The following is a 19,089-nucleotide window of genomic DNA, read 5'->3' on the forward strand; positions in this document are numbered from 1 at the left end:
TCGTTATCAAGAGGGGTCTATCCAACCATTTATCTATGGGTTAGATTTACCCCCGTCTCAACCCCGTGCCGACGGTGTAGTCGGCGCAAGACGAAGAGAGGCCGAGACATGGAGAACAAGATTCGCCGGCGCACCCTGGTCCAGGCCGCGGCCACGGCTGGCGTCGCGGCGCCCGTCCTGGCGGCGTGCGGCTCCGGTGACGACGGCAACGGCCCCCTGAAGATGGTCGTCTGGGGCGGCGACCTCGACAAGGAGACCTACCAGGCCCGCATCGACTTGTTCGAGGCCGAGAACCCCGACGTCAAGATCGAGCTCCAGCTGATCCCCTCGGACCAGTACGAGCAGAAGGTCCAGACCATGATCGCCGGCGGCGACGGCCCCGACATCATGCAGGTCGCCGAGGGCGTCAACACCTACTCCTCGAAGAGCCAGATCCTCCCCCTCGACGACTACGCGAAGGACGCCGGCCTCGACCTGGCCGAGCGCTTCGGCCCGGTGGGCGACCTGTACAGCTACGAGGACCAGGTCTACGCGATCCCGGACCGCTCGGGCGCGATGATCGTCTACTACAACAAGGACCTGTTCGACGCCGCCGGCGTCGCGTACCCGACCGCCGAGTGGACCCAGGAGGACGCCCACGCGGCCATGGAGAAGCTGACGGTCTCCGGCACGCAGTGGGGCTACGGCGGCGCTGGCTGGTGGCCGCAGTGGTGGTCCTTCGCCTACCAGAACGGCGGGCAGATCATCGACGACAGCGGGCAGCCGACGATCAACTCCCCCGAGGTCGTGGCGGCCCTCCAGTGGGCGAACGACCTCGCCCACAAGGACCACTTCGTGCCGACCGCCGCCGAGTACGCGGACATGGGCCCGGACATGGGCGGCGACCCCGCCTTCGCCGCGGGCACCGTCGCGATGAACACCACCGGCTTCTGGGCGATCGGCGGCCTCCTCGAGGCCGACATCAACTGGGACATCGCCCCGCTGTGGCGCGGCGCCCAGCAGGCCGTCTCGGCCTTCGGCTCGGGCCTGGCGATCTCGCGCGACGCCAAGGACCCGAAGAAGGCGTTCAAGGCCATCGAGTTCCTCACCGGCGCCGAGGCGCAGGAGATCATCATCGACAAGGCCCAGGACGTCCCGGCCAACCTCGAAGTGCAGCAGTCGGACGCGTTCCTGACCCCGGCGTGGGCGACCAAGCCGATCAACATGGCCGCGTTCGGCGAGTCCGCGGACTTCATCTTCCGCGCGCCGTTCATCCCGCAGTGGAACGAGATGCAGGCCGCGTTCAACGACAACCTGGGCACCTTCTGGAACGAGGGCGGCGACGCCCAGACCGAACTGGACAAGATCCAGACCCAGCTCGAATCGATCATCACCGATTAGGGCCTGACCGATGTCGAAGACCGTCGACGAAGCCCCCGGCACGGCGCGCCCCGCGCGCCGCGCCGGGAGGCGCCGCAGCATGTCGTCGCGCAGCAGGAAAGAAGCCTTCTACTTCTGGCTCTTCATCTCGCCATGGCTGATCGGGTTCCTGGGGTTCCTCCTGGGCCCGATGATCGCGTCCGTGTACATCTCGTTCACCGAGTGGGACTCGTTCACGCCCCCCGAATGGGTGGGCCTGGACAACTACGCCAAGGCGCTCACCGAGGACCCCGTGTTCTGGAAGGCCCTGGGCAACACGTTCTACTACGCGCTGGTGTCGGTGCCGCTGGGCCTGGTCATCGGCGTGTGGCTGGCGAACCTGCTGAACAAGAGGGTGCGGGGCCGCAAGCTCTTCCGCACCTTCATCTACCTGCCCACGCTGGTGCCGCTGGTGGCGACGGCGATGGTCTTCAAGATGGTGCTGGCGCCCTCGGGCCCCCTGAACGACCTGCTCGGGTGGTTCGGCGTCGACGGCCCGAACTGGCTGCTCGACCCGACCTGGGTCAAGCCCGCGCTCATCGTGCTGTCGGCCTGGGGCGCCGGCGGGGCCACCGTGCTCCTGCTGTCGGCCATGAACGGCATCCCGCGCGAGCTGTACGAGGCCGCCGAGATCGACGGCGCGGGCTCCTGGCGCCAGTTCTGGTCGGTCACGTTCCCGCAGATCACCCCGGTGATCTTCTTCAACCTCATCATGGGCCTCATCGGATCGTTCCAGATCTTCTCGCAGGTCTACATCCTCACCGCCGGCGGTCCCGACAACGCGAGCCAGATGATGGTGCCGCTGCTGTTCCGCGAGGCGTTCTCCTTCTACCACTTCGGATACGCGTCGGCCGTCGCCTGGCTGCTGTTCCTGGTGATCCTGGCGTTCACGCTCATCGCGTTCCGCTGGTCCCGCAGCTGGGTCTTCTACGAGCAGGAGGTCAAATGACCGGTCTCGCCTCGCAGGCCCCGGCCCGTGCCGGCGCCGGGCGCACACGACGCGGCAAGGAGCGCGAACCGCGGCTCCTCGCGGTGTTCAAGGCCACCCCCGCCACGTACGCGGTGCTGCTGGTCGTCTCGGCGGTCTTCTTCGTGCCATTCGTCCTCATGGTCTCGATCTCGCTCTCCAGCGACGTGACCAGCTCGCAGAACGCGTTCACGGTCATCCCGTCCGAGTTCGAGTGGCGCAACTTCACCGAGGTGTTCACCGCGACCGGCCTGCCCGTGGGGCGGTTCGTGCTCAACTCGGTCCTCATCGCCACGCTCTCGGCGGTCGGCCAGGTGCTCTCGTCCTCGCTCGTCGGCTACGCGTTCGCGCGGCTGCGGGCCCCGGGCAAGGGCGTCATGTTCATCATCGTGCTCGCCACCATGATGATCCCCGCGCAGATCACGATGATCCCGCAGTTCCTGCTGTTCAAGGAGCTCGGCTGGGTGAACACGTACCTGCCGCTCATCATCCCGAACTTCTTCACCAACGCGTTCAACGTGTTCCTGGTGCGGCAGTTCGTCTCCCGCATCTCCGGCGAGCTCGACGAGGCCGCGCAGATGGACGGCCTCGGCTACTTCGGGGTGTACCGGCGCATCATCCTCCCGATGATGTGGCCGATCCTCACGGCCATCGCGATCTTCACGCTCACCCACGCGTGGGGCGACTTCATGGGCCCGCTCATCTACCTCAACTCCGAGGAGTCGATGCCGCTGGCGCTCGGCCTCCAGTACATGACGGGGACGAGCAACGAGATGCAGCTGCCGCCGTGGAACCTCGTCATGGTCGGGTCGATCATATTGACGCTCCCGATGATCGCGATCTACTACCTCGGGCAGAAGTACCTCTACGAGATGAACCTTCAAGGCGGAAGTGCAGGAGTGAAGTAGTGACTGATCTGTCCACTTCGGCGGTGGAACTTCGTCCTGCCGGCCTGGTGCTCGACGGCCGCGAGGAGGCCCTGCTCTGCGCGTCGCTGTTCTACTTCCGGCTCCCGCGGGAGACCTGGGAGGCGCGGCTCGCGCAGGTCCGCGCCACCGGCTACCGCGCGATCGACATGTACCTGCCGTGGAACTTCCACGAGACCGCCCCCGGCGTGTGGGACTTCGCCGGGCGGCGCGACGCCGCCGCGTTCCTCGACCTCGCACACGAGGCCGGCCTCGCCGTGATCGCGCGGCCCGGCCCGTACATCTGCTCGGAGTGGGACGGCGGCGCGCTGCCCGCATGGCTGGGCCTCGACGAGGACCTGCGGGTGCGCCAGGCCGAACCGCGCTTCCTGGAGCAGGTCCGCGGCTGGTTCGACCAGGTCATGCCGCTCCTCGCCGAACGCCAGTGGGGCCGCGGCGGCGCGGTCGCGGCGGTCCAGCTCGAGAACGAGCTCGACTTCTTCGACACCGCCGACCGGCACGCCTACATCACCGCGCTGCGGGACATGGCGGTCGGCCACGGCGTCGAGGTGCCGCTCATCGCGTGCGCCGGCCAGGGCGACCTGGTCGGCGCGAACGGCGATGTGGAGGGCGTGTGCCCGGCGTTCAACTTCTACCCCGACGACCGCTCGCCGTTCGTCGAGGCCGAGGTGCGCCGGTACGCCGACCTCACCGCCGCCCGGGGCCTGCCGCTGCTGGTCACCGAGACCAACCGCAGCCACGCCACGCTCCGCCGCCTCATGGTCAGCGGCGCGTCCCTGATCGCGCCGTACCTCCAGGCGTCGGGGTACGACTTCGGCTACACGCCCTCGGTCGGCAACTGGGGCGACCCGGGCGGGTTCATGACCCACGACTACGACTTCGGCGGCTACCTCTCCCCCGTCGGCGAGGCGCGGCCCGAGACGGCCGAGGCCCGCACGCTCACCGCGTTCGCGCGCACGCTCGGCCCGGCCCTCGCCGGGGCCCGCGCCACCGGAGCCGAAGGCGTGCAGGCGGTCTCGGTGACCACCAGCTCGTCCCCCTCGCGGCTCGTCCTCGCGGGCGGCGGCACGGTCACCGGCGTCCCGAACCTCACCGAGGAGCCCGGGACCGCGCTGGTAGACGGCGTCGAGGTGGCGCTCGCGCCGCGCTCGACCGCACTCGTCGTGCAGGACCTGCCGCTCGCGGGATTCGGCCTGCCCGGCGTGCTCCGGTTCGCCTCGGCCGACCTGGTCGGCGCTGATGAGGGCGGACTGCGGTTCGCCTCGCGGGTGCCGGCCGTCATCGCCGTCGACGACGCGACCGCCACGTTCGCGGCCCCCGAGATCGGGAGCCCGGTGCGGCAGAACGTCGGCGGCCTGGCCGTCGTCGTCCTCCACCCGGAGGACGTGCTCGACCCCGGCGGCGCGCACGGCGAGATCACCGCTCCCCCAGAGGAGGCCGAGGAGCTCACCACCGCGTACCGCCGCGCGCTGCCGACCCGCACGGGCCGCACCGAGGCCCACGAGCTGCCGCCGGCCTCCGAGGCCGTCGGCGTCTTCCGCGGCCGCACGCACTACGCGACCGACCTCGACGGCGTGGAGGAACTGCTCATCGAGGGCGCGGCCGACATCGTCGACCTGGCCCTCGACGGGGAGGCCCTGCCGACCCGGGTCGTCTACGGCGGCACGATCACCGTGCCGACCGCCGGCAAGACCGCGTTCGAGGCGACCGTCGAGACATGGGGCCACGCCAACTTCGACGACTCCCGCCTGCCGGGCCTCGCCCTCGGGTCGCTCCGCGGCCTCGGACGGGTGTGGTCGGTGGCCGGCCGCGAGGACGTCCATGCACTGTGGACCGTGGACGGCGGCGCGCAGTGGGCCGGGGACCCCGCGCCCGTGCGCAGCCTCGGCGGCTGGAGCAGCACCCGCATCGGACGCCCGGCGACCTACCGCCGCACGCTCCCGGTCGACGGGACCTCGCACCACGCCTTCCACATCGACGGGCTCGTCCTGCCCGTCGAGGTCGAGGTCGACGGCGAGGCGCGCATCCTCAGCCCGAACGACCCGTGGCTGCACCTCGCCCCCGGCCGGGGCCGCGACATCGCGGTCACCGCGCCGCACTGGCCCGGCTCGGGCGGCGGCGGCGTCGAGCTGCTCCGCCTGGAGGCCGTGCGGGACTGGCGGATCGAGGCCCAGCCCGACCACGCGATCATCGCGCTGGCCGGGCAGGACGCCGAAGGGCTCGGCGTCGAGCTGCCGCTGCCGCTCGCACCGGGCGAGGAGGCCTGGCTCGACGTCCCGGTCCCCGCCGGCGGGCGGTCGCTCCGCTTCGAGGGCGAGCAGGTCCGCGTGAGCGCCTTCGCGGGCGGCGAACTCCTGGGGCGCGTGTGGCTCGACGACCCGCACCGGCCCCGGTTCACCGGCGGCGATCCGGGTCGACTGTGGATTCCGGCCGGGTGGAACTCCGGTACCGTCAGGTTGCTGGTCCGCGGCACCGCCGGGGGCGCGCACCCGCGCCTCGAGCGCGTGACCGCCGCACCCGCACCGGAGTAGCACCCCCACAGCCCCAGGAGTACCGATGGCCCCCACCAGGCGCACCTCGCGCGACATACGCAGCGAATCGCGGCTCGACGTGCTGCACGCGCTGCTCGCCGCGGGCGAGACGACCCGCAACGAGCTCGCGCGCACCACGGGCCTGAGCACCGCGACCGTCGCGACGGTGGTCAGCGACCTGCTCACCGGCGGGATCGTCACCGAGGCGCGCGTGGCCTCCGGGCGGGTGGGGCGCCCCACGACACTCCTGCGGCTCAACCAGGACCGCGGCCGCATCGTCGGCGTCGACGTCGCGGAGACCTACATCAGGGCCGTCGTCTTCGACGCCGCCCTCGACGAGGTCGCCGCCGCCGAGGTCGCCGCGGACGAGCGGCACGACGAGACCGAGGAGGTCGTCGACGGCGTGGCCCGCGCCGTCGACGCCGCCCTCGCCCGGGCGGGCACGCCCCGCCACGAGGTCCTCGGGGTCGGCGTCTCCCTCCCCGGCTCCATGCAGCGCTGGGGCGGGAACGCGCCCGCCATGCCCAACGCGACCCGGCACCACGTCGACCGGCTCCGCGAGCGCCTCGACCTGCCGATCGTGATCGACAACCCGCTCAAGGCGATCGCCACCGCCGAGCTGTGGTTCGGCCAGGGCCGCAGGCACGCCAGCACCATCACCGTGAACCTCGGCACCGGCGTCGGCGCCGGCATCATCCTCAACGGCGCGATCCTGCGCGGGGCCACGAACTTCGCGGGCGAGTGGGGCCACAGCCTCCTCGCCCTCGACGGCCGCGCCTGCCGGTGCGGGCGCCGCGGCTGCGTCGAGGCGTACGTGGGCGCGCTGGGCGTCCAGCAGACCCTGGGGGCCATCGACCCCGCGCACCCGCTCGCCTCGGTCCCGCTCCAGCGGGACTTCATCGGGGCGCTCGCCGCCGCGCTGGAGCCGCCCGCGCCGGACCCGGCCGTCACCGAGACGATCCAGCGCACCGCGCGCTACCTCGGGGCCGCCCTCGCCGACCTCGTCGCGATCGTCAATCCCGAGACCATCACCCTGACCGGGTGGACGGTGTGGGCGCTCGGCGACCACCTCGTGCCCGCGGTGCGCCGCAGCGTGGTCGAGGAGGCGCCCGGCGACTCGGCCGCCGACCTGGAGGTCGAGGTGTCCACAGTGCGCGGCAACTCGGTCGCCACCGGCATCGCCACGATCGCGCTCGAGCGCTTCCTCAGCGACGTCGGCCTCGTCACGACCCGGGTCCCCACCGCCCTCTGAAGGTGTGCCGCGGCCGGTGCGGGGTAACCCGGGACCGGAAGACGACGCGCCGACCGGCGCGTTCCGCGACCGAAGGAGCGAGTGCCTTGAGCACCATCACCGAATCAGTCGAGGTCGAAGTCCCGGTCTCCACGGCGTACGACCAGTGGACGCAGTTCGAGACGTTCCCCCAGTTCATGGAGGGCGTCGACGAGATCCAGCAGATCGGCGAGACGCTGACCCACTGGCGCACGAGCATCGGCGGGGTCACCCGCGAGTTCGACGCCGCCATCACCGAGCAGCACCCTGACGAGCGGGTCGCCTGGACCTCCATCTCGGGCCCCACGCACGCCGGCGTGGTCACGTTCCACCGCATCGACGACCTCACCACCCGGGTCACGGCGCAGATGGACATCGACCCCGAGGGCTTCGTCGAGACGGCCGCCGACAAGCTCGGCGTCCTCGACCGCCGCATCAAGGGCGACATGCAGCGCTTCAAGTCGTTCATCGAGGAGCGCGGCTCCGCGAGCGGCGGCTGGCGGGGCGACGTCGAGCCCCCTGGCCTGCCGGTCTGACCGCGCGCACTCGAAGAGCCCCGGCCTCGGCCGGGGCTTTCGCCGTGCCCGGGGCTCAGGTCCAGGCCGCCCGCAGGGCCCGGCATTCGACCGTGAGCGGGTGGTCCGGGCCGTACCCGGCCTCGAACGCGGCCACGGCCTCGTCCATGAGGGCGGCCCGCCGCGCGGGGCGCTCGGCGAGGTGCTCGACCACGGCGAGGTTGCGCAACGCCAGCGCGAGCACCTGGAGTTCGCCGGTGTCGCGGGCGAGCACGACGGCGCGGGCGAGGTGGTCGCCCGCGGTCTCGGTGCGGCCCTGCTGCTGGTGGGCGACGCCGAGGTCGACGAGGATCGAGGCGGTGCCGCGCTGGTCGTCGTCGTGCAGGCGCATCGCCAGGGCGCGTTCGAGGACGTCGGCCGCGCCGGGGTCGCCGAGGTCCTTGAGGACCGCGCCGAGCGCGGCGACGGTGCCCGCGAGGGCCGGGTGGCCGGGGCCGTCGGCATGCTGCCCGATGGCGAGCGCCTGCTCGTAGAGGGCGCGGGCGGTGTCGAGGTCGCCGAGGTCGTGGAGGACGCCGGCGAGGCGGGCGGCGCGTTCGGCGGTCTCGGGGTGGTCGGAGCCGAGTCCGGCCATGGTGTTGCGCAGGGCCCAGGCGTGGAGGTCGCGGGCGTCCTCGAGGCGGCCGAGGTCGTGCATGAGGACGCCGAGGTGGGCGACGGGTCGGGCGACCTCGACGCTGTTGCGACCGTGGGCGGCTCCGGCGATGCCGACCGCGCGGGTGAGTTCGCGTTCGGCGCGGTCGGTCTCGCCGCGGAGGACGAGGACGGCGCCGAGGTCGCCGAGGGTCGCGGCGAGTTCGGGGTGCTCGACGCCGTAGCGCTCCTGCTTGACGGTGAGGGAGCGGTCGAGGAGGAGCTGCGCGGCGTCGAGCTGGTCGTACTGCTGGAGGTAGGCGGCGGCGCGCTCCATGAGCCAGGTGGCGTCGTCGACGTCGCCCGCGGTCACGTCGCCGGCGGCGGCCAGCGCGTGGGGCAGGAGGGCGCGCCAGGCGGGCCGGGCCTCGGGGAGCCGGTGGTCGGGGAGGCGGCGGCGCAGGAGGCGGCGGGCGCTGGTGAGCAGGTCGTGGCGGTCGGGGGCGGGGGTGGCGTCCCTGAGCCGCTTGGCGAGCCACAGGTCGATGGAGAGGGTGTCGCGGTCGACGCGGGCGAGTCCGGCGGCGCCGAGGTGGGCGGCGGCGAGCACGAGGTTCGCGGGGGCGGCGAGGGAGGCGGGGAGGTCGCCGTCGAGGAGGCCGAGGGGGACGGGCGCGGCGCCGAGGTGGGCGACGAGGCGCAGGAGGTCGCGCTGCGCGGCGGGCAGGTCGTCGGGGGCGGCCTTGGCGCCGGTCGGCGAGGTCGGGGCGAGGCTGTACCAGGGCGGTTTCCGTTGGGCGAGCAGGGCGTCGCCGTATCGGGCGGCGGTCTCGCGGTCGGTCTGCGCCTGCGGCATGGGGGCTCCGGTGGTCGAGGGGTACGTCATTCAACCACGGGCGCAACGGCTCCGGCCAGGCCCGGAGGTCAGAGGGCGTCGAGGGCGTCGGCGAGTTCGGCGAGGCTGCCCACGTGCCAGTCGAACCGGTCGTCGGCGGCGGGCGGGTCGCCGACGGGGCGGTGGACGTAGGCGGTGCGCATCCCGGCGGCCTGCGCGCCGCGGAGGTCCCAGGCGTGGGCGGCGACCATGAGGAGGTGCTGGGGCGGGCGGCCGACGGCGTCCACGGCGAGGCGGTAGACCTCGGGGGCGGGCTTGTAGGTCTGCGCGTCCTCGGCCGAGACCGCCTGGTGCCAGCGGAGGCCGGCGTTGGCGGTGAGGTGGAGGAGCGCGGCGCGGTTGGCGTTGGAGAGGGCGAGGACGGGGCGGTGGCGGGCGATGCGCTCCAGTCCGGCGGCGGCGTCGTCCCAGGCGGGGTGGCGGCGGCCGGCTCCGGCGAGGCGGTCGAGGACGGCGGCGTCGGTGATCCCGGCGTGCGCGGCGACGGCTTCGGCGGCCTCGCGGTCGAGGGCGTCGGCGGTGGCGTAGGGCCGGCCGCCGGTGACGACGCGGTCCTGTTCGCGTTCGATGTGCCGCTGCCACAGGGCGAGCAGCTCGGCGGTGTCGGCGGCGGGCGCCGCTGCCCGGAGGGCCTCGGTGAGGCCGCGGGGTTCGTCGACCATGGTGCCGAGGACGTCGAAGACGACGGCGTCGATCTGAGCGGACATGTCAGCTCCCTCGTTGCGGCAGCGGCCGGTCGGCCGCGGCGCTGTGCGGAACGGAGTCTAGTCGCGGCCTCATGTCGTCGCGAGGGGGTCGCGCGCCCAATCTAGTAGGGCCGCTACACGAGCGGTCGCACGGAGCCGCGGAGGACGAGGTGGGCGCCGAGGACGGTGTGCGGGGGCGGGCCGCCGTTGCGGGCGTGTTCGAGGGCGAGGCGCACGGAGGTGCGGCCGAGCTCCTCGTGGGGCTGGAAGACGGTGGTGAGGTCGATGTCGGCGGCGGGCGGGAGGTCGTCGAAGCCGACGAGGGAGACGTCGCCGGGGATGGTGAGGCCGCGTTCGAGGAGGGCCTGGCGGGCGCCGGCGGCGATCTGGTCGTTGGCGGCGAACACGGCGGTGAAGTCGGGCGGCCCGGCGGCGAGGCGGGTCTGCATCATCCGGTAGCCCTCGAAGCGCTCGAAGGTGCCGTCGGCTTCGAGGCCGGGGTCGTGGGCGACGCCGTGGGCGGCGAGCGCGTCGCGGTAGCCGGCGATGCGGGCGTCGGGGGTGGTGAAGCCGGGGCGGCGGCCGAGGAACAGGATGCGCTTGTGGCCGTTGGAGAGCAGGTGGCTGGTGGCGGCGAAGGCGCCGCCGGTGTTGTCGTATTCGACGACGACGGCGGGGGCGTCGGGTCCGAGCGGGGGGCGTCCGCACAGGACCAGGCGGGAGCCGATGGCGGCCAGCGCGTGGGCGTACCGGCTCATGCGGGCCTTGTACTCGTCGTCGGCGTTGACGTTGCCGACGAGGATGACGGCTTCGGGGTGCTGCTCGCGCATGAACTGGACCATGGCGAGCTCGCGTTCGGCGTCGCCGCCGGTGGTGCCGATCTGGCACAGGCGCCCGTCCTCGGCGGCCTGGGTCTGGACGCCTTGGGCGACGTGGGCGTAGTGGGGGGAGATCACCGAGTTGACGATGATGGCGATGCTCTTGCGGGTGGTGCCCTGGAGGGCGCGGGCGTGGTGGTTGGCGACGTAGTCGAGTTCCTCGACGGCCTTCATGACCTTGGCGCGGGTGGCGGGGGCGGCGGGGTAGGTGCCGGAGAGGATGCGGGACACGGTCGCGACGGAGACGCCCGCGCGTTCGGCGACTTCGCGGATGGTGGTGCTGCGCTTGCCGTCGCCGGTGCTGCTGCCTTTGCGCGCCAAGTCCGTCCGCCTTTGTTTCAGATTTTCCGGAAACGGTTTCTGTAACAATGGTCCCCGCTCGGCGCGGGCCTGTCAAGTTCGGGGCGGGGCGGGGGGGCGACCCCTCAGACGCCCCCCGCCCCCGGGGTGGCTACTGCTCGCTGGCGAAGAGCGTCTCGGCCTCGGTGAAGAAGAGGTCGGCGGCGTCGGCGGCGGTCATGGTGGCGTACTGGACCTGCTGGTAGATCTCGGTGAACTTGGCCTCGACGGCGCCGGCGGCGGCGGGCGGGACGACGGGGGCGGCGGCGAGGTGCTGCTCCACGGTGGCCTCGTAGTCGATGACGGCCTGGGAGGCCTCGTCGAGTTCGACGTTGTCGAGGGCGGTCTTGGTGGAGGGGATGCCGCGGTTGGTGCCGAGGATCTTCGCGGCGTCGGGGTCGCCGAGGAGGAACTCGATGAGCTTGGCGGCGGCCTCGGGCTGCTCGGTGTTGGCGCCGACGACGTACTGCATCGCGGGGCGCAGGTGGAGCGCGAGGTTGGCGGGGTCGGTGGTGGGCGGGGCGATGATGCCGAGGGCGCCGCCGCCGTCGGTGACGGTGGACCAGTAGCCGTTGACCGCGGTGTCCCAGCGGAGCTCGGTGGCGATCGAGCCGGCGGCGACGCCGGGGGCGCTCTCGGCGGCGGTCTCCTCGGGCGAGGGGACGGAGCCGTCCGCCTGGAGCGGGGCGGCGATGCTCCACCACTCCACGAGCTGCTCCTTGGTGAAGTTCAGGCTCGCGGCGTCGTCGGAGTAGAAGCTGTCGCCCTGCTGGCGCAGCCACAGCTCGGCGAGGAGGTAGGAGCCGGTCCAGTCCGCGCCGCCCCAGCGGCCCTCGCCCATGGCGGCGGTGAGGTCGCGGACGAGCGCGGTGTAGTCGTCCCAGGAGTAGCCGGTCTCGGGGACGGCGATGCCGTACTCGGCGAACCAGTCGGGGCGGTAGATGAGGCCGAAGACGTTGCTGCCGACGGGGACCGCGATGAGCTTCCCGTCGAGTTTCGCGGTGTCGAGCACGCCGTCGCGGAAGTCGGCGGTGTCGACGAGGTCGTCGAGGGGCAGGAGCATCCCGGTGCCGCCGAACTGGCGCAGGCGGGGGTAGTCCATCTGGAAGACGTCGGGGAGGTCGCGGGAGGCCATGCGGCCGGTGAGGCTCTCCCAGTAGGCGGGGTAGTCGGCGAAGTTGGCGGCGACCTTGATGCCCTCGTTCCGCTCCATGAAGAGGTCGACGGCCTGCTTGGTGATGTCGGCCCGCGCTTCGTCGCCCCACCATTCGAAGCTGATCTCGACGGGGTCGTCGGCGGTCCCGGCGGGGCCGTCGTCGCCGCAGGCGGCGGTGGCGGCGAGGGCCGCGGTGGCGGTGGCACCGGTGAGGAGGGTGCGGCGGCGGATCGGGTTGCTCATCGTTGAACTCCTTCGTGAGGGATGGGATTGGGGGTTAAATCGTTTTAACTTCGCTCGCGGTCACCTTAGATCGCGCTTTCCGAGCCTGTCAAGCGGGCCGCTCACTCCCTTCCGGCATAGAACCGGGCGCGGTAGACGTGGCGGCCGGGTTCGAGGACGCCGGTGAGGACGGGCAGGACCGTCGCGGGCCAGTACATGTGCGTGCCGGGCATGGGCCAGACCAGCGCGGCCTCGCGGTTCCCGCCGTCGTCGAGGGCCTCGCTGCGCACGCCGCGGGAGACGACGGCGACGCGGTCGTTCGCGACCGCGGCCTCGTTGCCGTCGCGGGGCACGCACCAGCCGCCCTCCCCCGTGTGGAGGCGGCGGGCGGTCTCGATGACGTGGGCGCGGGTGTGCCAGCCGTCCTCGAAGGCCTGGAGCTCGGAGGTGACGGTGACGTCCTCCCAGGGGCGCCAGACCGTGGTCAGGACGCCGCTCCAGTCGATCGCGCACGAGACGGCGTCCTCGCGGCCGCGCCAGTGGACGCCGTCCTCGGAGAGCACGAGCGTCCCGTCCGGCGCGGCGGCCTCGAGGCCGGGCCCGTCGACGGCGTGGGAGAACCCGGCGAGCGAGGAGTAGGCGAGGCGGGCGTAGGTGTCCTTGCCGCCGCGCATCTTCGAGCGCCAGGACTGGCCGTTGAGGCGGGTGACGTGGCCGCCGGCGTCGCGCACGTGGACGGCCTGCGCGGCCGGGTTCGCGTCGGTCCCGGGCCCGGGGGCCTCGGGCTCGGCGGTCCAGAAGGGGTGGTCGGCTCCGGCGAGGAGGCCCGTGAAGGCCTTCGCGGCCCACCACGGCGACCCGGCGGTGAGGTACTGCTCGGCCGCGAGGTCGTTGGGGTAGCCGTAGCCGATGGAGAGGCGGTCGTCGGGAGTGAGGATCGGCTTGTCCCACCACCAGGCCAGGAGGCGGCGGCTGAACCCGGCGGCCTCGCCCCACGGCACGGCCTCGACGTCGGCGGCGGCCAGCGCACCCCACAGGGAGCCCTGGGCGAAGCGGTAGCCCATGCTGCGCCCGTAGGGGACGGCGGCGCCGTCGGCGGCGAACCAGGAGCGGAAGGTGCGGGCGAAGTCGGCGGCGGGGTCGACGAACCGGTCGTCGCCGCAGATGCGGTAGTGCAGGAGCGCGTAGGTGTGGAACGCGAACGGGTTGTAGTAGTCCACGCGGCCTTGGGGTCCGTCCTTGAAGACGCCGCCGCCGAGGTGGAACTCCCCGATCCGGTCGAGGTGGGCGGCGGCGACGGACGGGTCGCGGTAGGCGCCGACCGCGTCGAGGCCGTGGCCGACCATGACCGGGAAGTAGTGCCAGTTGTTGTCGACCACTCCGGTCTTGTAGGCCTGGGAGAGCCAGGCGACGGTGTCGTCCTTCGCTTTGGGGGCGAAGCGGTCCCAGAGGTGCTCGCGGGCGGTGGCGAGGGCCCAGCCGACGGCGGCGGCCTCGACGCAGCGCTGGTCGGCGTCGCCGAAGTCGCCGGCGTACCAGTCGTCGGCGGGGTCGAGGGCGCGCGCGAGGGCGGCGGCGAGGGCGTCCCAGAGGTCGTCGGGGACGGCGTCGGCGGCCGCGGCCAGGCCCCAGAGCGGGCGGGTGAGCAGTTCGAACCAGTTCTCCGCGTGGGAGTGGTTCGACATGGTCACGGGCATCGCGTCCGGTCCGCGGGAGGCGAGGTCCACGGCGGGCCGCGCGAGGGCGGTCGCGGCGGCCTGCCAGCCGGTGCGGGTCTGGTCGAGCGGGCCGAAGGCCCGCGAAGGAGTGGTCACAGTGGGTTCAATCCATGGGGTCGGGCGGGGCCGCCGGAGCGGCCCCGCGGCGTGTCAGTAGGTGATCGGGGGGCGGGGCGGGGTGCTCATCCCCGCGCCGAGGAAGTAGTCGGTGTGGTGGGACTGCATGTAGCCCTTGGTGGTCATGCAGTTGCGGTACTCGGGGTTGTGCGCGAGCGTGTAGAGGCGGGTGCTGGTGGGCTTGTCGGTGGTGAAGACGATGAGCTGGTTGTAGGCGGCGTTGGTGTAGACGGCCTCTTCGCGCCAGTCGCCGAGGAGGTCGCCGACGAGGGTGGGGCCGCCCTGGGCGGCCTTGACGGCGCCGTAGGAGGTGACGGTCTCGATGCGCGGCAGGCCGTTGGTGGGGGCGGGGTTGAGCGGGTCCCACTCTTCGAGCTTGCCGTCGTTGAGCAGTTCCATGGTCAGGTCGCCGTCCCACCAGAGGCCGAGCTGCGGCCAGGGGCGCAGGGAGGTGTTCGGCTCGGTGAGCTGGTTGGAGGCGGCGTTGTAGAGGCCGTCGAAGGACCAGACCTCCATACCGGGGTGCCGGGGGTCGACGTCGCCGGCCATGCCGCGGCCGACGTCGGCGGTGCCGGAGAGGGTGTGCTTCCAGATGATCCGGCCGTCGGCGGCGTCGTAGTAGTACTCGCGCAGGCCGCTGGGGTTGACCTGCTGGACGCCGTAGCCTTCGAGGCCGGGGTTGGCGGGGTCGAGGTCGGCGATGTGGAACCGGTCGCCGTGGATGATCCCCTGGCCCGCGAGGGAGTAGCGGAGGGTGCCGTTGCCGTTGAGGACGAAGCCGATGTGGGCGACCTCGTCGGTGCCGTTGCCGTCGACGTCGACGATGCGGATGTTGTGCCCGTCGGGGGCGTTCGTGCCGCCGCGCAGCCACTTCCACTGCTGGGTGAGGTTCTGACCCGACCACGTCCAGGCGGCGATCATCATGTTGAAGTCGCCGCTGCCGATGCGGTTCTTCATGGAGGCGACCAGGTACGGGCGGGTGCCGTCGAGGTAGCCGACGCCGAACTGCATGGCCAGGGGGCCGTCGGCGAGGTAGTCCTGGGGGACGCCGGCGTAGTTGAGCAGGGCGCCGGTGCGGCCGTTGAGGATCCCGATCCACTGCCGGTCGTCGTCGGCGTGGGTCCAGGTCTGGCCGTCGCCGAAGACGACGCCGTCGGCGAACTTGAGGGCGACCTCGGCGAAGCCGTCGGAGTTGAAGTCCTGGACGGTGACGCCGTCCCAGTGGCCGACGTCGATGGTGGCGGAGCCGGGTTCGATGTTGTCCTGGTTCGTGGAGTTGGGGCCCAGGTTGACCGACCACAGGAACGTGCCGGTGCTCGTGTAGGCCTCGATGGTCTGCGGCGAGGTCTGGCGGTCGATCACGTAGTCGTACTCGCCGTCGCCGTCGAGGTCGCCGGTCCAGGTGAACTTGACGGGGCCGCCGGCGCGCAGGGGGATGCGGACGGCGGGTTCGTCGGCGTGGTTGGCGGTGAGGGTGAACGCGGCGCTGGGGGCCTGCTCGGTGCCGTTGAGCACGGGAGCGATGCGGTAGGCGTTGGCCTGGGAGAGGTTCGCGCCGGTGTCGGTGTAGTTGGTGCCGCCGGTGAGGGCGGACCCGTTGAGCTTGGTCCAGGCGCCGCCGTTCGCGGACCGGTAGACGTTGAAGGCGGTGCCGGCGGCGTCGAGGCCGAGCAGGCGCCAGCTGACGAGGACGCTGGAGCCGTTGCGGACCGCGACGACGCCGCGGCCGAGGTCCTCCATGGGGCGGAGGGTCTGCTGGACGCCGACCTCCTCGGCGTGGCTCGCGCCGGTGCTCGCGGCGTAGGCGGCGCCCGCGGCCACGAGGCCGAGGACGGCTCCTATGGCCGAGAGTCGCTTAAACGTTTTCATGATCGCTCCAAGTATGCCGGTGGAAATGGCTCGCCGCCAGGCCCCGTCGCCGACCATGATGTCGGCACTGATGGTCGTAACCTCGATCGCTTGACGATACATCGATGGGTAACTATATTGAACCCCCTGAGTTAAAACGATTTACATCATTGCCCCTCTCGCACCCTCTGGAGGCACCATGCCGAGCCCTGCACCCGCTCCCGAACCGCTGGCCCGCACCGGGTTCAGCCGCCGCGGCGTCCTGGCCACGACCGCGGGCGTCGCCGCCGCGGCCGCGCTCTTCGAGGCCGCGCCCGCGCACGCCCAGACCGGCCCCTCGACCGACGCCGGCCCCGAGTCGGTCGAGCTCAAGTGGCTCGAAGGCGCGCCGGCCGAGTCCCCCGGCTCCACCTGGGGCGTCCCGTGGGGACCGGGCCGCTTCGGCCAGGAGCAGGCGTTCAAGCTCACCGCCGCCGACGGCGCGGCCGTCCCGGTCCAGACCTGGCCCCTCGCCTACTGGCCCGACGGGTCGCTGAAGTGGACCGCGCACGCCGTCGGCCCCGACGCCGTCGCCGAGTCGTTCACCCTCGAAGCGGGCGAGCCCGCCGCGGGCGGCCACGAGGTCGCCGTCAGCACCTCCCGCGGCCACGTCGACGTCTCCACCGGCGTCATCACCGCGCGGATCGGCAAGTCCGGCACGAACCTGATCAAGCACGTCAAGCGCGGTGACACGACCGTCGCGAAGGACGGGCACCTCGTCAACATCACCCAGACCGAGGCCCCCGACGCCGAGACCGGCTCGGTCAGCCGCGACCGCTACACCTCCGAGATCGAGGAGGTCACCGTCGAGCAGGAGGGTCCGGTCCGCGCGGTGGTCCGCATCGACGGCAACCACCGCAAGACCCGCGGCCGCGGCCGCTCCTGGCTGCCGTTCACCGTGCGCCTGTACTTCTACGCGGGCGGCGAGTCGTTCCGCATGGTGCACACGTTCGTCTACGACTCCGACGGCGACGACGCGTTCATCGCCGGCCTCGGCGTGCGCTTCACGGTGGCGATGTCCGACGCGATGTACGACCGGCACGTGCGGTTCGTCGGCGAGGGCCACGGCCAGCTCACCGAGGCCGTCAAGGGGATCACCGGCATGCGCCGCGACCCGGGCGCGGCCGTGCGCGACGCGCAGATCGCGGGCACCGCGCTCCCCGACCCGGCCACCTGGGACCAGCGCGTGACCACGCGCCTCCAGTGGATCCCCGACTGGGGCGACTACTCGCTCACCCAGCTCACCTCCGAGGGGTACGCGGTCAAGAAGCGCACCAAGGAGGGCCACGGCTGGGTCCCGGTCGACCAGGGCCGCCGCGCCTCCGGCTTCGGGTACGTCGGCGGCGTCTCCGGCGGGTTCGCGTTCGGCATGAAGGACTTCTGGCAGCGCCACCCCGCCGGGCTCGACATCCGGGGCGCGCACACCGACGAGGCCCAGGTGACGGTGTGGATGTGGTCGCCCGAGGCGCAGCCGATGGACAACCGGTTCTACCACGACGGCCTCGGCCAGGACACCTACGCGAAGCAGCTCGACGCCCTCGAGATCACTTACGAGGACTGGGAGGCGGGCTTCGACACGCCCTACGGCGTCGCCCGCACCTCCGAGCTCCTGTTCTGGGCCCTGGAGGCGACGCCCTCAGCCGATCGCTTGGGCGCCATGGCCGACGCGGTCCGCGCCCAGCCGCAGGTCGTGGCCCCGCCCGAGCACCTGAGCGCCGCCGGCGCCTTCGGCGGCCTCGTCGGCCCCGTCGACCGGTCGCACCCGTTCAAGGAGTTCACCGAGGACGTCCTCGACGCGAACTTCGCGTACTACCGGAACGCGCAGGACCAGCGGCACTGGTACGGCTTCTGGGACTACGGCGACGTCATGCACTCCCAGGACGGCGACCGCAAGGTGTGGCGGTACGACGTCGGCGGCTACGCGTGGGACAACTCCGAGTTCTCCACCGACCAGTGGCTGTGGCAGTACTACCTGCACACCGGCTCGGCCGAGTCGTTCCGGTTCGCGGAGGCCATGACCCGCAAGACGACCGAGGTGAACACCTACCACCTCGGCGACTGGGCGGGCCTGGGCACGCGGCACGGCGTCATGCACTGGGGCGACTCGTCCAAACAGGTGCGCATCTCGAACGCGAACTACTGGCGGTACTTCTACTACCTGACGGCCGACGAGCGCGTCGGCGGCATCCTGCGGTTCCTCCACGACTCGGAGAAGACCGCGCTGGTCCTCGACACCGGCCGCAAGATCCGCGACCCCGAGGCCGACCCGTGGGACCCCGACCCGAACGCGATCGACATCGGCTTCGGCACCAGCTGGGCGGCGCTCGCGGCCGCGTGGCTCACCGAGTGGGAGCGGCGCGGCCCGGACTGGGAGTTCTGCCGCGACAAGGTCCTCGGCACCATGGAGACGATCGCGGCCCAGCCCAACGGGTTCGCGCAGGGCTCCGCGGCGTACGACATGGACACCGGCCGGTACGCGATCGCGGAGACCCCCGTCGTCGAGCGCTCGAACCTCTCCAGCGGATTCGGCCGCTTCGAGATCGTCGCCGAGCTCCTCCAGCAGGTCGACATGCCCGCCTTCGAGGCCGACTGGCTCCGCTACTCCCGCTTCTACACCGCCACCCGCGCCGAGCAGGAGGCCGAGTACGGCGCCCGCTTCGGCGACCTGTTCCTGTGGGCGTTCTGCCGCGGCAACGCCCAGGTCTACGCCCGCACCGGCGACGAGTCCCAGGCCCGCCACGCCTGGAAGGTCTTCCGCACCCAGGCCGAGTACTGGCGCGGCGACTCCCCCACCTGGCCCGAGTTCGAGCGCGTCGAGACCACCCTGAACCCGACCGACTGGTGGCCCCGCATGGCCACCAACGACGCCGCCCAGTGGGGCATGGCCGCCATCCAGAACCTGCACCTGATCGGCGACTTCGTCCCCGACGAGTAGCCCACCCGAGGGCCCG

Annotated in this window: 13 protein-coding genes; 7 read left to right on the forward strand and 6 right to left on the reverse strand. The window is 72.2% G+C overall.

What is annotated here, in order from left to right; genetic code table 11:
* The first annotated feature begins 108 nt into the window (after positions 1-108).
* From ABD419_RS19680 to ABD419_RS19705, 6 genes are all read left to right on the forward strand, one after another.
* Entirely contained in the window at positions 109-1,380 is a 1,272-nt protein-coding gene (locus ABD419_RS19680) for an ABC transporter substrate-binding protein (protein ID WP_344489957.1), read from the forward strand.
* Between the two features lie 79 nt (positions 1,381-1,459).
* On the forward strand, positions 1,460-2,347 hold the full coding sequence (locus tag ABD419_RS19685; protein ID WP_425556137.1) for a carbohydrate ABC transporter permease: 888 nt from the start codon (positions 1,460-1,462) through the stop codon (positions 2,345-2,347).
* Positions 2,344-3,273: a carbohydrate ABC transporter permease gene (locus tag ABD419_RS19690; protein ID WP_344489963.1), complete on the forward strand. Its 930-nt coding sequence runs from the start codon at positions 2,344-2,346 to the stop codon at positions 3,271-3,273. Before ABD419_RS19685 ends, ABD419_RS19690 begins: the two co-directional genes overlap by 4 nt.
* Positions 3,274-3,296: 23 nt before the next feature.
* Positions 3,297-5,822, forward strand: a complete 2,526-nt coding sequence (locus ABD419_RS19695) for a beta-galactosidase (protein WP_344489966.1) — start codon at positions 3,297-3,299, stop codon at positions 5,820-5,822.
* Positions 5,823-5,847: 25 nt separating this feature from the next.
* Entirely contained in the window at positions 5,848-7,074 is a 1,227-nt protein-coding gene (locus ABD419_RS19700; RefSeq protein WP_344489969.1) for an ROK family transcriptional regulator, read from the forward strand.
* 86 nt (positions 7,075-7,160) lie between these two features.
* Positions 7,161-7,628 (forward strand): SRPBCC family protein, encoded by a 468-nt coding sequence (locus ABD419_RS19705; protein WP_344489972.1) that lies wholly within the window; start codon positions 7,161-7,163, stop codon positions 7,626-7,628.
* 55 nt (positions 7,629-7,683) lie between these two features.
* On the opposite strand, the gene ABD419_RS19710 is transcribed toward ABD419_RS19705, so the two are convergent.
* The 6 genes from ABD419_RS19710 to ABD419_RS19735 all read right to left on the reverse strand — a co-directional run bounded on the left by ABD419_RS19710 (position 7,684) and on the right by ABD419_RS19735 (position 16,120).
* Positions 7,684-9,126, reverse strand: coding sequence for a tetratricopeptide repeat protein (locus tag ABD419_RS19710; RefSeq protein ID WP_344489975.1), 1,443 nt, complete (start codon positions 9,124-9,126; stop codon positions 7,684-7,686).
* 38 nt (positions 9,127-9,164) lie between these two features.
* Positions 9,165-9,842 carry a haloacid dehalogenase type II gene (locus ABD419_RS19715; RefSeq protein WP_344489978.1) on the reverse strand — a complete coding sequence of 226 codons (678 nt, stop codon included), beginning with the start codon at positions 9,840-9,842 and terminating at the stop codon, positions 9,165-9,167.
* A gap of 113 nt (positions 9,843-9,955) precedes the next feature.
* A complete protein-coding gene (locus ABD419_RS19720) occupies positions 9,956-11,020 on the reverse strand; it encodes a LacI family DNA-binding transcriptional regulator (protein ID WP_344489981.1) in 1,065 nt (354 codons plus the stop codon).
* Between the two features lie 130 nt (positions 11,021-11,150).
* Complete coding sequence (locus tag ABD419_RS19725) at positions 11,151-12,437, reverse strand: ABC transporter substrate-binding protein (RefSeq protein WP_344489985.1); 1,287 nt, start codon at positions 12,435-12,437, stop codon at positions 11,151-11,153.
* Positions 12,438-12,538: 101 nt separating this feature from the next.
* On the reverse strand, positions 12,539-14,230 hold the full coding sequence (locus ABD419_RS19730; RefSeq protein ID WP_344489988.1) for a DUF2264 domain-containing protein: 1,692 nt from the start codon (positions 14,228-14,230) through the stop codon (positions 12,539-12,541).
* Between the two features lie 54 nt (positions 14,231-14,284).
* Positions 14,285-16,120: a rhamnogalacturonan lyase family protein gene (locus ABD419_RS19735; RefSeq protein WP_344489991.1), complete on the reverse strand. Its 1,836-nt coding sequence runs from the start codon at positions 16,118-16,120 to the stop codon at positions 14,285-14,287.
* A 178-nt stretch (positions 16,121-16,298) separates the two neighbouring features.
* Between ABD419_RS19735 and ABD419_RS19740 the strand changes: the two genes are divergently transcribed.
* The gene (locus ABD419_RS19740) at positions 16,299-19,073 is read left to right on the forward strand and encodes an exo-rhamnogalacturonan lyase family protein (protein WP_344489994.1); all 2,775 of its coding nucleotides are present in this window, start codon (positions 16,299-16,301) and stop codon (positions 19,071-19,073) included.
* The last annotated feature ends 16 nt before the right edge of the window (positions 19,074-19,089 follow it).

It is taken from the genome of Glycomyces endophyticus (assembly GCF_039531525.1).
Taxonomy (GTDB): Bacteria; Actinomycetota; Actinomycetes; order Mycobacteriales; family Micromonosporaceae; genus Glycomyces; species Glycomyces endophyticus.

What these genes read in the sequence shown, in the direction of transcription:
- ABD419_RS19700 (WP_344489969.1), top strand. Translation starts at nt 5,848, where the DNA reads ATGGCCCCCACCAGGCGCACCTCGCGCGACATACGCAGCGAATCGCGG.
- ABD419_RS19710 (WP_344489975.1), bottom strand. Translation starts at nt 9,126, where the DNA reads ATGACGTACCCCTCGACCACCGGAGCCCCCATGCCGCAGGCGCAGACC.
- ABD419_RS19680 (WP_344489957.1), top strand. Translation starts at nt 109, where the DNA reads ATGGAGAACAAGATTCGCCGGCGCACCCTGGTCCAGGCCGCGGCCACG.
- ABD419_RS19735 (WP_344489991.1), bottom strand. Translation starts at nt 16,120, where the DNA reads ATGAAAACGTTTAAGCGACTCTCGGCCATAGGAGCCGTCCTCGGCCTC.
- ABD419_RS19685 (WP_425556137.1), top strand. Translation starts at nt 1,460, where the DNA reads ATGTCGTCGCGCAGCAGGAAAGAAGCCTTCTACTTCTGGCTCTTCATC.
- ABD419_RS19715 (WP_344489978.1), bottom strand. Translation starts at nt 9,842, where the DNA reads ATGTCCGCTCAGATCGACGCCGTCGTCTTCGACGTCCTCGGCACCATG.
- ABD419_RS19740 (WP_344489994.1), top strand. Translation starts at nt 16,299, where the DNA reads ATGCCGAGCCCTGCACCCGCTCCCGAACCGCTGGCCCGCACCGGGTTC.
- ABD419_RS19690 (WP_344489963.1), top strand. Translation starts at nt 2,344, where the DNA reads ATGACCGGTCTCGCCTCGCAGGCCCCGGCCCGTGCCGGCGCCGGGCGC.
- ABD419_RS19725 (WP_344489985.1), bottom strand. Translation starts at nt 12,437, where the DNA reads ATGAGCAACCCGATCCGCCGCCGCACCCTCCTCACCGGTGCCACCGCC.